This window comes from Erwinia amylovora (assembly GCF_017161565.1).
GTDB classification, from domain to species: Bacteria; Pseudomonadota; Gammaproteobacteria; order Enterobacterales; family Enterobacteriaceae; genus Erwinia; species Erwinia amylovora.
Genome location: NZ_CP066796.1, coordinates 444,732 through 459,982 on the forward strand (window position 1 = coordinate 444,732; position 15,251 = coordinate 459,982).

Here is a 15,251-nt window from a genome sequence, read left to right on the forward strand (position 1 = left end):
GTTTGGCGCTGTGCAGGATACAAATATTTGTGGTGCCAGCCGATCACAGCACCAGCGGTAGCAGCGACAGCAGATAGAGAATCAAACCTATCGTCGCCCCCACCAGCGTGCCGCTGATGCGGATATACTGTAGTTCCTTGCCAATGTTCAGCTCGACCTGATGTGACATATCCCCGGCATCCCAGCTTTTCACCGTATCGCTGATATGGCGGCTCAGGAACGCCGAAAACTCCGGTGCTACGCTGATCGCGGCCTTTTCCATATGCTGATTCAGCGAAGCGCGCAGCGACTCATCCTGCATCAGCGTATCGCCGAACCACTGCCCGGCGGCGCTGACCTTTGCGTGCAGCAGCGAGTCTTCGCGGTTGAGATCCTCCTTCAGCCAGCTGCGCAGATCGCCCCAAAGCTGGCTGATATAGCCATTCAGCGCCTCATCCTGCTTCAGGTACGTTTTGATCTCTTCGGCTTTGGCCTGCATTTCCGCATCGTTGCGCAGGCGGTCGATCAGCCGCTGTACCGCGCGGTTAAACCCCTGGCGCAGCTGGTGGCTGTCATCATTCTCGATATCGTTCAGGATTGACTGTACCGCCTCGGCCGCCAGCGCGGCGCTTTTTTCCCCCAGCCATTCGGTTGGCAGCATTTTCTCTTTTAGCGGATGTTCGCGCTTCAGCCAGCGCACCACCTGATGCGCGATAAACTCGTGGGTAGCGGGTTTATTCAGCAGCTGCAGCATCTGTGCCAGCGCATCGTCCAGCAGCTGCTGATGACGGTTATTTTTCGTCAGGCTTTCAAGGATAACCGCCACCGACTGACTGAGATCGATCTTATCGATTGCCCGGTGAATGGCGCGCCGCATCAGCGCCTGGATGCGCAGGTCATCGGCAAGGTCAAGGAAGCCGCGCATCATCTTCAGCAGATAGCCGCTCAGGCGGGCGGCATTTTCCCGGGCGCTCAGCCAGCGGGCGATAAGCTGCGCCGGATCGTGACGGCGTATCAGCGCCAGCAGCGCCTCGCTGTTGAGGAACTTATCCTGCACGAAAAGAGCGAGATTATCGGCGATACGATCTTTATTACGCGGGATAATCGCCGTATGACGTGCCGCCAGCGGGATCGGAACATGGCGAAACAGCGCGCTGACGGCAAACCAGTCTGCCAGCGCCCCGACCATTGAGGCTTCCGCCACCGCTTTCAGCCCGGATATCCACAGATTCAGCGGCGCATACAGCGGCCACAGGACGGTGAAAATAAACAGCAGCGCCGCCATCACCAGCATCAGCAGCGGCAGACGTTTTGCCTGCCGAAGTTCAGTTTCTTTATCCATATTACTTTTTACGGCCGCCGACAATACTGCCCAGCACGCCACGAACAATTTGTTGCCCAATCTGTCTGGCGGCGCTTTTCGCCATGTTCTGCATCAGGCCATCGCGCTTTCCGCCGCGTGGCCCGGTGCTGCCAAACAGAATCTCCTTCAGGCCGCCGAGGATGCCGCTATCCAGCGCTGCATCACCCTTCGCCGCCGGAGCGCCTGCTTGTTCGCTGGCGGCCTGTACGCCCTGCTGCAAAAGCTCGTAAGCCGACTCGCGGTCAACCGCCTCTTCGTATTTGCCCGACAGCGGCGAGTGATTGATTAGCCCGTTGCGCTCATCATCACTGACAGGACCCATACGCGAACCGGGGGCGATGACCGAGGCGCGCTGCACCATCGACGGGCTGCCTTTTTCATCAAGAAACGACACCAGCGCTTCGCCGGTTCCCAGCTGCTGAATGACGCTAACGGTATCGAACGCCGGATTGGTGCGCATGGTTTGTGCTGCCACTTTCACCGCCTTTTGATCCTTCGGCGTGAAGGCGCGTAGCGCGTGTTGCACGCGGTTACCCAGCTGGCCCAGCACCGCATCGGGGATATCCGCGGGATTCTGCGACACAAAATAGACGCCAACGCCTTTTGAGCGGATCAGACGGATCACCTGTTCGATCTTGTCCAGCAGCACCGCCGGGGCATCCGCAAACAGCAGGTGCGCCTCATCAAAGAAGAACACCAGCTTTGGCTTATCCAAATCGCCCGCTTCCGGCAGCTGTTCGTACAGCTCGGACAACAGCCACAGCAGGCTGGTGGCGTACAGTTTTGGCATCTGATAAAGCTTTTCGGCGGCGAGGATATTGATGATCCCTTTGCCGTTGGCGTCGGTTCGCATCCAGTCGTTGATATCCAGCATCGGCTCACCGAAGAAATACTCCGCTCCCTGCTGTTCCAGCGCCAGCAGGCCACGCTGAATAGCACCCACCGAGGCGCCGCTAATATTGCCATACTGGTTCTGGAAGGATTTGGCCTTATCGCCGATGTACTGCGTGATGGCGCGCAGATCCTTGAAATCGAGCAGCAGCAGTCCCTGGTCGTCCGCCACGCGGAAGATAATGTGCAGCACGCCACTTTGTACTTCGTTAAGGTTAAGCAGACGCGCCAGCAGCAGCGGCCCGAGATCGGAGACCGTGGCGCGCACCGGATGGCCGCGTTCGCCGAAAATATCCCATAGCACCACCGGGTTAGTCTGCGTTTTCCAGTCGGTGACGCCGCTTTCCGCCAGCCTGGCGAGCAGCTTTTCTGATGCCACGCCCTCTTCGGCTATCCCGGTCAGATCGCCCTTCACATCGGCCATAAACACCGGCACGCCGATATTGGAAAAGCTCTCTGCCAGCTTTTGTAACGTTACGGTTTTTCCGGTGCCGGTTGCTCCGGTAATCAGCCCGTGGCGGTTAGCCATCGCCGGCAGCAGATGCAGTGGGTGTTCAGGAGTTTGCGCGATCGGCAGTGGCTCGTTCATCTTCACATTCCATTTGGTTGCAGGTCAGGTGGAGGCTACGGTAAGCATAGCAGGCAACGTTTTCGCCACTGTCTCCGGCTGGCATTCCTGACAGAGCGATAAAAAAGGCCACACAACGGTGGCCAGGGAAGAACGGCGGGAGGGGACAGCCTCACCACCTTTCAGAGAGATCACGAGATAAACTGCTTACCCTGCTTCAGCACCAAATCACAGGCTTTGGTTTTTACCTTTTTGCCCATTTCGGTATCGCCCAGCGACTTCAGATTCACCTGCTGATTATTGCCGGTATTCAGCAGGCCCATCAGCCCCTGCTTATAATCGGTGCTTTGCTGCTGTTTTTGCGTTTCCGCCAGCCCCAGCTTGCCGAGCAGCTGCTCTTTCACCGACGAAACATTGTTATCGACAATATTGTTTTTCATGCAGTATTGCAGCACGCCCGCCGCATTGCTCATGCTGTTGGAGCTAAGTGAATTGTTGCCGCCGTTCAGCAGCCCGGTCAGAGCACCAAGCGAAGTACCGCCCTGACTGCCGGTGGCCGGGGTGGCGTTACCGTTCGAATTTTGACCCAGTGCATTAGCGGCGGAGCTAAGTTGATCCTGCCAGTTGGCGGCGTTCGCGACACCGCTAAAAAGTGTACCGGAAATGGCCAATGCCAGAATCATCTTGGTTACTGCTTTCATCGTTATATCCTTGAGTGTGATGTTACGCGCGGCTTCCACTCTGGCACCGCGCCGTCGAATACCTGTTCGGACTACCGGATGACCGGTGAGTTCCCTGTACCCCAGTCCGTTGTTAATTATGGTGCAAGGTTTAAGAAAATTCCGCAAAAGAAGTGAATGAAAGTGCTGCGCGGTACTGCTCGGGAGGCAGGCAGTACCGCGGGTGATGCAGCATGGTTACGCAGTTCGCGGCGAATATTTGGGTCAGCGTGCGTGTTTTTTCATCATTCAGCCGTCGCCGATAGCGAATAGGGTTGCGTATGCAGGGGGTAAAGGTATAATCCCCAACGTTTTCCGCATACCCTTCAGTGCCGAAGTGGCGAAATCGGTAGACGCAGTTGATTCAAAATCAACCGCCGCAAGGCGTGCCGGTTCGATTCCGGCCTTCGGCACCATAAGTATGTAAATGGACCTCTCTGGAGGTCTTTTTTTATGCCTGAAATCCGTCAGTTACCTGCTTTTCTCGCTATATTTACTCTCTCAAGGTCAACCGACTTCAACGTACATCTACCAACACATGTTGGTACAGATGATGGTATTTCCGGTTCGATAATGCTTGTACCAACAGGGAGGGGATAAGCATGGCTCTAACAGATATTAAAGTCAGAACAGCCAAGCCTACGGATAAGCAATATAAGCTGACTGATGGCAACGGTATGCATCTTCTCGTCCACCCAAATGGTTCAAGATACTGGCGTCTGCAGTACCGCTTTGGCGGGAAGCAAAAGATGCTGGCTTTAGGCGTATATCCTGATGTGTCTCTTGCAGATGCCAGAGCTCGTCGCGATGAAGCACGTAAGCTTTTGGCAAACAGCATCGATCCGGGAGACAAAAAGAAAAATGATAAGGTTGAACAGGAAGAAGCGCGCACTTTTGAGGAGCTTGCTGTTGAGTGGCACGCTACAAATAAAAAGTGGTCGGAAGAACATAGCCGACGAGTATTAAAAAGCCTGGAGGACAACCTCTTTCCTGCCATTGGCAAACGTAATATTGCTGAACTAAAAACGAGAGATCTGTTAGCACCAATTAAAGCCGTGGAGATGTCTGGACGTCTTGAAGTGGCATCGCGTCTACAGCAGCGCACTACTGCAATTATGAGATATGCCGTTCAGAGTGGTTTACTTGATTACAATCCCGCACAGGAAATGGTTGGTGCTGTTGCTTCAAGTAACAGGCAGCATAGACCTGCATTGGAGTTGAAACGTACCCCCGAACTGCTTCAGCGCATAGACAGCTATACCGGTAGACCTTTGACCTGCCTTGCCGTTGAGCTAACCCTCCTTGTATTTATTCGTTCAAGTGAACTGCGTTTTGCTCGTTGGTCTGAGATCGATTTTGAAACATCGATGTGGATGATTCCTGCCGAGCGAGAAGCTATTGAGGGAGTAAAGCACTCACAGCGAGGTTCGAAAATGCGGACACCTCATCTGGTTCCACTTTCCCGACAAGCTCTGGCGATTCTTGAGCAGATAAAAACGTTCAGCGGTGATCATGAACTGATCTTTATTGGCGATCATAACCCTCGCAAACCGATGAGTGAAAACACAGTTAACAAGTCATTGCGAGTAATGGGATATGACACACAAATTGAAGTGTGCGGCCACGGTTTCAGGACCATGGCATGTAGTTCGTTGATTGAGTCAGGATTGTGGTCGAGGGATGCCGTAAAACGACAGATGAGCCATATGGAGCGTAACTCTGTGCGTGCGGCTTACATTCATAAGGCCGAGCATCTGGATGAGCGCAAGCTAATGCTGCAATGGTGGGCTGACTTCTTGGATGCGAATCGGGAGAAGGCGGTGAGTCCGTTTGATTTTGCGAAGATTAACACATCGATAAAAATTCAGAATGGCTTATGATTGCCGAGTACATTCGATGTGAATCTCAAAAGGTAGTACTCAACTCATAGATACTTGTAGTGGGTCTCACTGACACGATGGGTCAGTGAGGCTAATACCTTAGCTATCGATGCCTGCAGCCATGTGAGAGCAGCATTTGTTGAAACGCTGAGTGGTAATTGGAGAAAAGGTATATAGAGATCATGGGTTAGCTTGTATACAATGAGAGAATTCTTTCTTTAGAGAACATGAAGTTATGAGCGCAATCACATTACGCAAAGCGTTGGGTGTACTCGCGAAGTCATCTTCGTTTTCTGTCACCACGGTAACGCACCGGCAAAGAGACGTGTTTGATCAGTTAAAAGAACAACTCTTTGTTAAACAAGATATTGAAAAAGATTTACTACATCACTTGGACGCTGCTAAACCCGGTGAAATCATTTTTTTGTGTGGCAGTAGTGGGGATGGTAAGTCAGAAATTTTAACCCGCTGTCAGTCAAACCCACGTTACCAGCAGCGATTTGTCTTTCATCTGGATGCGACGCATAGCTTTGCCCCCCAACAGACCGCAATTGATGCTTTGGACGATTTGTTCGACAATCATCAGAAGCAACTATGTCCGTTGCTGGTGGGTATCAATACGGGGATGCTCGCCAACTTTGCGAGAGAAGGTGCTGAACGTCATCATGTACTTCGTTTTGTGATTGATGCATTTTTATCTAGCCAGCAAGAAAGTAGTGGCCCTTTTCACAGTGACAATTGTTCTTTTTTTGATTTTGAAAATTATCCTAAGTTCCAGTTTGATGAAGACAGACAATACTCACCATTTATAAAAAAATTATTAAATCAATTAACCAGTGATGATGAAAATCTGTTTTACACTATTTTTCAACGTGATGAATCAATTAATCATGATTTAAAAACAGTTGCTAATTTCAAGCTGCTTTGTATGCCCGGCGTTCAGAATGTCTTAATCACCCAGCTATTTAAAGCCCGATTAATTAAGGACCAATTTGCTACAACAAGAACATTGCTGGATTTTTTGCATCACCTGCTTACTGGGCCGGGTTACTTGTTTGATAACCTCTTCAATGGTGAAGAGAATGACTTGATTAAAAAGGTCTCTGATTTCGATCCTGCCAGAATGCATACCTACGAGCTCGATCAGTTCATTTTACGTTATGAGCTGGGAGTGATTGATCCAGACTTGGATGATTTCCTCTTAACACTTGAGAAATTACATATTCAATTTGATCGCCAGTGTGTTAAGCCGGGCGATGCGGCCTCGCTAATTAGACTCTTCTGGCTGCTACAATATGTGTCGTTGGGTAATAATTATCATCATAAATTTTCAGGGTTTTTTAAAGAATCTCTGTTTGAACGTTACTCACAAATCTGGCATTTGCATAAAAACTACATCGCAGATCCAGAGCAGAAAAGATCGTTGAACCGATTTTACTCTTCTGAGCTTATAGCTGGTATTCAGCGCTACGCAAATCGTAAAGCGCCTGAGTTGATCACACAAAAAGAAGAGTTTTTTTTGGGCGAATTTGGCGGGGTAAAAGTCACCGCACCAGTGGTGGTGAAACCGGACTGGGATGCAATTTTCAGGAAAAATACAGCGCACTCAACCTGCTTCGACATTCATCTAAAGGTGGGACAAAACTCTTTGCTGCCTATTCGTATCGGACTTAATTTATTTGACCTACTGAGCAAGTTGAATAACGGCTATCGCCCTAATAAGTATGACAAGAGTGCGATTGTATTACTGGATGAAATAGTTGAACTGATTGCTGAACGAGCCAAATCGAGTAGTGAAATCAAGTTTTATGATGGCGCACAGCGGGTTTACACCGCTAGGGCCGATGACGACATGATCACCATCAGCGGCATGGAGAGATAACATCATGTATCCCATTGCAACAACGTTAAAAGTGGGCAACAACCAACTGGATAGCTACCTGCCGGTGCGCAATAAAAACAATAATATTGACTGGCAAATTGTCACTGGCTTGGTACTGAGTTATGCCGTGAAGTATAAAATCGACACTTATAATCTCGAACAATTTCGCGAAGATTGCAAAACTTACCTGCAAACATTTAATGATGAACCAGCCTTCTGGCCTTTATTGGAGCGAATGTATTTTTCCAGCTTGGATATCTTTCGGGTTTCTCCGCTTTTTTTGCTGTTTCACGCCCAATTCGATGATGAAAAAATAAGCTTAGGCTCTATGGCAGATAAACGCCTTGGGACGTTGTTTGCCAATTTGATGAGAGGTTTCAGCCTAAATTATCCGATACAGGACAAGCTGAACTTCATTGAACAACAAATGCTGAATAAGCTCAATGAGAAAGTAAAATTGCTGGGGGAAGGTCCGTTTGCCGAAGAGAAACCTTACCTGCCCTATCTGGTTACGTGCTTTCAGTCCGATCTGGCATTTCTGGCTGATCATCCGCAATATCTTTTGCAGGAATTGACTAATACTCTGCGTTTGTATGCCTTTAGCTGGTGTGCTCAACTGGCGCTCAACCTAGATAACTGGCGGGATGGTGAACCCAAAAGTAAGTCGCTGTTTTTTATTCTTGATACCGAAAAAGCCAGCTCAGAACGGGATCAAATAAAGCGTTTTGGCTATAAGTGGTTTTCCAGCCAAAGTGAAAAACTTTTCCCCATACTTTCCGCGCTGGAGGTTTTGCAATGGGGAAAAGGGGCGAAAAAGCGTCCATTGTGGCAGGTTTATCAGGATACCTTGAATTATTCAGATCCTTCTTCGCAGATATTAAATGCTCTCAACAAATATTTGCAGGAATTTATTGAGGATCGCCAACTCTCCTCTCGTGATCAAGCTACAAACCTGGACGATGCTTTTAAACAGCTATTGTCCGTCGCTGTTGAACAGTTTCAAGGCAAGAAGTCTGAAAGGGCATCGGTAAATCGCAAATACATTAATGAGCTAGAGTGCCAGATTTGTGCTGATTTCATCCAGGTACGTGGCCGGGCAGGGAAAGTACTGGTGTTGAATCAAGATCGACTGCTGCTGCTAACCAATCTTACTGTGGGTAAAAACAAAAAACTCCGGTTGCATGAACTGCTGCGCGGTTTTGAGCAACGCGGATTTTATCTCGATAACCAGTCGACACAAATGCTGGTGGCGTTTTACGAACGTATGGGAAATGTGGAGCGAATGAGTGACAGTGGAGATGCCGTATATGTCCGTAAAACAGTATGAAACCTATCTGGCGAAAACCTTCATTGAATGGGTTAGCTGTACCATCCAGCCGGGTGAACGCTACCAGTTTAAATCTCCTGATCCCGATAACGCCTTAAAACTCTGGAAGGCTTTCGACTTTTTAGCTGATGGCAATAAACTGGAGATCGCGCCGGAGCAGCAACTTTCATGCGTCTCATGTAATGGCATCCAGCTTATTCCAGTATTGCACGGTTCAACTGCTCCTGCGTTTACGGAAAACTACATTTCCCATTTGCGCGATAAAGTTTCCGGTCGCAACGGGATTTTTGCCAAAACGGCGTTGTTAATTATCCATAACAGCATGTTGGATACTTTACTCAATAGTACCAAGGATGTTGCCGCTCCGGATGCAATCTGGCATCCCGAAACTTTCTGTCATCAACTGGAAAAATTAATCACCACGAACAGCAACCATTCGCAAGTGTCCCGTTGTTTGCTGGGTGATCAGTTGACAACGATACTGGATGAAGGCGCAACAGTATTTGGTTTTTCGTCCTTATACCGTCTTTTGGAAGACGGCAACCTGGATTTCTCTGAGTTAAAGCTATTCAACGATAATAATGTATTGGATTTTAGAGATAAGCAGCTACGCGCCCGGTTGAATGAAAATCAAGAATTATATCGCCAGATAGAGGACAGTATTGAGCGTTACAGTGGGCAGCTGGAGAATGTGCTGACCGAGTTCAGTACTAAATTCATTCAGCAACACTTTGTCGATAAAGACGATTGGCGTGAGCTTGATTTTTCTGTCTACCAGGAAGAGAAAGCGCGTAACAGCGAACAGAAGCTGGTGCTGGAAAATATCTGCGTTGAAAACGGTGAGGTCTGGCAGAGAGCAAAAAGCATTAGTAAAGCGGGTAAGCGTGATATCAGTGTCTTGGTTCAGGTACAGCCGGGACAATCGCACGTAGAACTGGAGTTCAGCTTTCAGAGTAACGACCTTCAGGATGATCAGATAAAAATTGCTCATCATCGCCAGCTAAAGAAAGAACGTTTCTGGCGCACCAGTCGTGCTGGGGGGAAAACCTCCCGCATTATGGCGTCAGTGCCTTTCGATGGGCGTCCCTGCTTCTTTAGCCTAGAAATAATCAACCGCAATAACTCGGCGGAAGAGTATAAGTTTCGTCTACTGTTAGTTGAACAGGGGCAATTCTGGCTGAACGAAATCCAGCATTGCTACCGCGTTGAACCTGGTAAAGAGCAGTTGACTCTGCAACTGGAAGATAATGAGTTACAGATTGCAGAAACAGGCGACCAGATCTGTACGGTGAATGAAGAGAACAATGACATTGATTGTCTGCACTATGCGCGAGTGAATTTTGAGACGCTAGCGAATCAAAGCGAGTTGATAAAATTTGCGCTGATTTCAGGTGATTCCCGTCTACTGCTTAATATCGAAGGGCCGGGGGCAGAGGAAGGATTAACGCTACCACTGCTTTTTGATCAGAACCGTTTCAATAAGCTCTTCAAAGAGGAGGGTAATGCGACCTGGAACCGGATGAAGGGGCGTGTCATTTTGGATAACACCGAACATAACGTGGTCGGTGTACGCCAGCAGTTGCTGGCCCTGGAAGCCTCACTGATCGACCGTAACTTGCTCGGTATAGATAGTGATGACAGCGTATTTGCAGTGGAGGAACTCCTTACCAGCTACCCCGACCTCCATAATGCGTATCATCAACTGCTGGCATACTATCAGCGGCGTAACACTTTGCCGAGCTTGGTGTCGTGGTCAGTGGAATACCGTACGCTGGTTAGCCATGTAGTCGCTACTTTTGAACAAGCACTACAACAAATTGGCCTGAGCAGAGCGCTGACGTTACAGGAAAAACGGTTGCTACATCTGGGAATTTGCCGTGGCGATACGCATGAACGCCTCTCGCCATTACATCCTTTAGTGCTGGCTTATCATTTACAACTGGTAGAAACCATCATCGCGGAGCCAGAACAACCCACACTGGCTTCCTTTGCCTCATTACCACCGATTACCCTCGATCGCTTGGTTGTCTCTGGCTTAATGCCGTTTGTGTACCATAGCGAACATGAATATGCGCAGCTTCAATCAGTAGTGGAAAATCGATTCTGGATTGACGTTATTCCTCAGCGCCAGATGAGTCATGACTACGTTAAACGACTGGTAAAAGACAAACTTAACGAATTCACAGACGCCTATTCACGGTTGTTCCAGAGAGCTGGGAATAATGCATTGATTATCAATGCTATCAACCAAGGCAATGCCAGAGAGCTATTCCTGGGGCTGGTGGAGTACTTTAAGCAGGAAAAAGAGCGGGCAATTTCGGTACATGTAAACTGCTACGATGAACGTCTGCTGCCCAATGCCTTTGACCACTTTGCTGAAAGCGGCAGCTATGAACAACTTAAAATCGACCTTGGCCTAAACAGTGGTACATGGCGTGCAGAAGCCGATATGCTAATTGATTTGCTGCGTAGCCGATTAACGTTCAGCAAATTTGTCCTGCCGTCAGCAAATGACAAACTGGCTTATGCTCATCTGGCGTTTTTCACCAATACCGCACCGGTGGATTGCCGCCAGATTTGCATTGAAGATGCCTCTAGTGGCGTGTTATGCCATGGCCTCATTGCGGGGGAAGGGGCTGAAACCCAGGGCGATGCATACTTTACCGCTTTTGGTTTGCGTAATGTCGATACTGAGCCTTATTGCGCCCTACGCCTTGCCCGGCTGTTGGGCTGCCTGTGGCAACCAGCGCGGCAGAGCAACAGCCAGTATCACTGTCAGGGTATTGGTCTGGCAGTCAGCGGTAATTTTAAGCAGTTGCTCAACCACTCTTATGACAGCTCGCTCTGGACCACCATTATCGACCCCAAAGTCACGCTTGATTTTTTTACCAACCAGAAAGATGTGGTACTGATCCATTACTCTGACCAGTACACCAGTTGCGCAGGTTATGACGCTGTGACTGTCACAAAGCAGGTTGAGTTGTTCCTGCGTCTGCTCCAGACAGGAAATCAGATCGGACAACCAACTGTTGACAGCCAGCACCTGCTTGCTGAATTTAATGCCTTAACGGTGAATGGCTGCTGAAAATGTTGCGTTCTGGTGAGAAGGAACGCAAAGAGAAGCACGGCATTATTGGTGCGTATAAGTTCGTGCAGTCGATGCTGCATCAGTCTGATATTTGCTGGGTTCCGTTGTCGGTAGCTGAAATGATCCGCGTATCCGGCAACGTCGGACTGAGAATGAAAGAAAGTGATTTATCCCGCCATTTACAGGGTTACCAAAATGGTGCTATTTCTGACGATGTGCTCTTTGTGGGGTTTAAAGAGAACAATCTTTATCTACTGCCGCTGGAAGTGAAAACGGGGGCTCGGCCTGATTACAATTATGCCGGGAGGCAGGCCCGCGAGCTGAAACGCTATTTACAGCAGGATATTTTGGGGCCCCAAACGCTGGCGTCGCAGCTATACCGGGCACTTTTTATCCGCCAGGTATTAATGCAGGTTGAAAAGCTGCGATTGTACGGTGTGCTGGACAACGACAAGCTATCTTCCCTGCTGGAACGACGCGAATGGTGGCTCACTGGCGACTATCAGTTGGGTGAATTTTCCGACTATGTTGAGGGTTTTGTGGTGGCCCATGTGGACAGTGAGACTTGCTTCGATCTTTCATATAAAACGACACCAGATAATATCTTACAGATCGAAATCCCTTATTCATTGCTACCCTCGCTAATCGCTGCGCAAGGAGATGAACAGCAACTTTCTGAACGTTATCGGGTACCAGAAAAATACTGTCTTAAGCCTGATTGTGATGTAGAGCCGTTGAAATATATTTTAGCGGCAGATACGGTATCTCAGGACGAGGAACAATCTATTTCGGAACCGAAACCATCGCAGCCTAATGCTCAGACGCTGGCTTCTGAGTGCAGGGATACACCATTACAGATCCTATTTGGTCATGATGCTGTGCGGCAGAGCCCGTTGTACTGGGAACCAACTAACACTGCGAAGTTCATGAATACCAATACTGGAATTATTGGCACGATGGGCACCGGGAAAACCCAGTTTACAAAGTCGCTGGTTACGCAGTTGAAGCGCAATCAGTCCTGTAACGTTGATAGTAAGCCGATTGGTTTATTGATCTTCGATTATAAGTCGGACTATGTGGACGAAGCTTTTCTGGAAGCAACTGGTGCTAAGAAATATAAACTCTTTAAGTTGCCCTACAACCCTCTCTCTTTGTTTGGCGATACGCCGATGTTGCCGATCCATACCGCAGGCGGATTATCGGAAACGATGGCGAAAGCCTATAGTCTGGGCCATAAGCAGCAACTTAAATTAGAAAATCTGATCCTGGAATGTTACGAAGCAGCCGGTATTTCTCCTGAGGACCCAACAACATGGTCAAGAACTACGCCAACGATTGAAGACGTATGGCAACGATTCCTTGCCCAAGAGAAGGTTGAAGAAGATTCACTTTACGCGGCACTATCTAAACTGGCACGTTACAAGATATTCGAAACTATTCCTGAACAGATGACCAGCCTGTATGAATTGATCGATGGTGTGACCGTGATTGAATTGGCTGGCTATCCACCAGAAGTGCAAAACTTGGTAGTCGCACTGACGTTGGACCTGTTCTACGCTCAGATGCAAAAGCGTGGCAAACCGGTGGTACGGGGAGATTATCGTCAACTCACCAAAATGATTCTTGTGGACGAAGCAGACAACTTTATGCGTCAGGATTTTTCTAGCTTACGTAAGATCCTTAAAGAAGGTCGTGAATATGGTGTGGGTGCAATCCTGTCTACACAGGAGATTACTCACTTTAAGACCGGAGAGAATAATTACGCTTCCTATATTCTGACTTGGGTGATCCATCGTGTGTCCGAGATTAAGAATGCGGATATCAAAGCAGTATTTAACGTTGATGATAAAAGCGAACAAGAGTCTTTGATGGGGCAGATTCGGCAGCTTGAGAAGCATTTTAGTTTGTATATTGATGGAGATAAACGGGTTAATAAGATGCGAGACAAAGCATTTTGGGAGCTTATAGAATGACAATTATTGAAGCCATAATTAAAGTATTGAAAGAGTATGGAAACCCGTTATCACATAATGATATCTATGATCGAATAATAGCGAATGATTATTATTCTTTTGGTGCAAAGGATCCCATTTCAGTCGTTAGAGGGGAAATAAGAAAACACTGCTATGATATTGACTTTCCTAGTGCTTCACCACGTAAGATATTCATAGAAGTAAAATCAAATCACCTATCTAAACCTCTATATGATTTGTGGCGTGGTCAGTCGACCAAAATTGAATCTCCGAAGCTGGAGAAAACTACCAAGGATCAACTACCGGAAGAAATTATACATTCCAAGTATATTGAACACATAAAAAATGTTAAAAATCAATTGCTTGATGCTATTAATTCGTCAGATCCAGCTTTTTTTGAGCGGCTAGTAGTCACCCTATTGTTAAAGATGGGGTACGGATGGCATGAGTCTGAAGCGGGAAAAGTTATTGGTGGTGCTGGGGATGAGGGAATTGATGGTATTATTAATGAAGATAAATTAGGCTTGGAAAAAATATATATCCAAGCAAAACGATATAATAGTAAAAAAGTCCCACCTAGTGAAATTCGAGAATTCATTGGCTCAATGAATCAAAAAGGAGCTCACAAAGGTGTATTCTTTTCATCTTCATGTTTCACTGAGCAAGCAATGAATAGCGCACAAAAGGCCCAAGGCATGACTATTACATTAATTGATGGACAACAGTTATGTGAATACTTGGTTCAAAATGGAATGGGGGTTGCTAAAGTAAGCACTTATGATCTTTACGAGATAGATAGGAACTTTTTTGATATATAGTCTTAATGCGAAGAATAGCCTGACGTTTTAGAAAATTATCAGCAGGTAGTGATTTTTCATCATGGCTATAGTGTGATGATTTAAACTAAATACTCCAAGCTTAGTGATGATTGTGTTACATTTTATTAATTGTGTATATCAAATAGAGGTCTTAAGGATTATGCCTTAAGACATCACTCTCAATATAATAACATTCAAGTGAATTTATTTTATATATATGTAATTTACAAATATATCATTTGAATCTTTTAGATTAGAAGATGTTTCCCATTCTTTAATTAAAGTCATATTCAAATCATCTTCAAATAATTTTTTGATGAATTCTGAATCGTAATAATAAAATATCCTGCTATCATTTTTTGTGTTTTTTTTATTTTGTTGTTTTTTCAAAGAAAAATAGATCACTCCGGATTTTCTAGTTGCTTTATATAAACGAAATGAAGCATTTTTAAATTCGCTCTCATTAAGATGAAGTAATGATGCACACGCCCAAATTAAGTCAAATTTAGGAGGGTAGTCAATTTCATTGAAATCTAATTTTTCACAAAATGCAAAGGGATATTGATTGCATAGATATACCATTTCTTTTGATGCATCAAATGATGTGACTTTATAACCATGCCTTATAAAATATTCAGTATCTCTACCAATACCACACCCAGCGTCTAATATCGAGGATCCCGGTTTAAAATGCTTGCGAATTTCATTATAGATTTCGCTCATATCAATCGATGCTGTTTTTCTAAAATAATCAATACTATTT

General features: G+C 46.9%; 8 protein-coding genes, 1 tRNA gene and 1 pseudogene. 6 read left to right on the top strand and 4 right to left on the bottom strand.

Annotation, left to right across the window (positions count from 1 at the left end; genetic code table 11):
- Nucleotides 1–43: 43 nt before the first annotated feature.
- The 3 genes from JGC47_RS02075 to JGC47_RS02085 all read right to left on the bottom strand — a co-directional run bounded on the left by JGC47_RS02075 (nucleotide 44) and on the right by JGC47_RS02085 (nucleotide 3,502).
- Nucleotides 44–1,321 (bottom strand): DUF445 domain-containing protein, encoded by a 1,278-nt coding sequence (locus tag JGC47_RS02075; RefSeq protein ID WP_004155165.1) that lies wholly within the window; start codon nucleotides 1,319–1,321, stop codon nucleotides 44–46.
- A gap of 1 nt (nucleotide 1,322) precedes the next feature.
- Nucleotides 1,323–2,822 (bottom strand): helicase HerA-like C-terminal domain-containing protein, encoded by a 1,500-nt coding sequence (locus tag JGC47_RS02080; protein ID WP_004155166.1) that lies wholly within the window; start codon nucleotides 2,820–2,822, stop codon nucleotides 1,323–1,325.
- A gap of 170 nt (nucleotides 2,823–2,992) precedes the next feature.
- Nucleotides 2,993–3,502 carry a YjjA family protein gene (locus JGC47_RS02085; RefSeq protein WP_004155168.1) on the bottom strand — a complete coding sequence of 170 codons (510 nt, stop codon included), beginning with the start codon at nucleotides 3,500–3,502 and terminating at the stop codon, nucleotides 2,993–2,995.
- A gap of 349 nt (nucleotides 3,503–3,851) precedes the next feature.
- On the opposite strand from JGC47_RS02085, the gene JGC47_RS02090 reads away from it, so the two are divergent.
- From JGC47_RS02090 to JGC47_RS02115, 6 genes and pseudogenes are all read left to right on the top strand, one after another.
- Nucleotides 3,852–3,936 (top strand) — tRNA-Leu (locus tag JGC47_RS02090).
- Between the two features lie 186 nt (nucleotides 3,937–4,122).
- The gene (locus JGC47_RS02095) at nucleotides 4,123–5,400 is read left to right on the top strand and encodes a tyrosine-type recombinase/integrase (RefSeq protein ID WP_004155169.1); all 1,278 of its coding nucleotides are present in this window, start codon (nucleotides 4,123–4,125) and stop codon (nucleotides 5,398–5,400) included.
- A 235-nt stretch (nucleotides 5,401–5,635) separates the two neighbouring features.
- A complete protein-coding gene (gene dptF / locus JGC47_RS02100; protein ID WP_004155171.1) occupies nucleotides 5,636–7,282 on the top strand; it encodes a DNA phosphorothioation-dependent restriction protein DptF in 1,647 nt (548 codons plus the stop codon).
- Nucleotides 7,283–7,286: 4 nt separating this feature from the next.
- Nucleotides 7,287–8,609 (top strand): DNA phosphorothioation-dependent restriction protein DptG, encoded by a 1,323-nt coding sequence (dptG, locus tag JGC47_RS02105; protein ID WP_004155172.1) that lies wholly within the window; start codon nucleotides 7,287–7,289, stop codon nucleotides 8,607–8,609.
- A pseudogene (gene dptH, locus JGC47_RS02110) lies at nucleotides 8,590–13,670 on the top strand (DNA phosphorothioation-dependent restriction protein DptH). The gene dptG and the pseudogene dptH overlap by 20 nt, the downstream one beginning before the upstream one ends.
- Complete coding sequence (locus JGC47_RS02115; protein ID WP_004155174.1) at nucleotides 13,667–14,488, top strand: restriction endonuclease; 822 nt, start codon at nucleotides 13,667–13,669, stop codon at nucleotides 14,486–14,488. The pseudogene dptH and the gene JGC47_RS02115 overlap by 4 nt, the downstream one beginning before the upstream one ends.
- Before the next feature lie 204 nt (nucleotides 14,489–14,692).
- Here the strand turns inward: JGC47_RS02115 and JGC47_RS17455 are convergent, their stop codons facing one another.
- Entirely contained in the window at nucleotides 14,693–15,211 is a 519-nt protein-coding gene (locus tag JGC47_RS17455) for a class I SAM-dependent methyltransferase (protein ID WP_229023876.1), read from the bottom strand.
- Nucleotides 15,212–15,251: the final 40 nt, after the last annotated feature.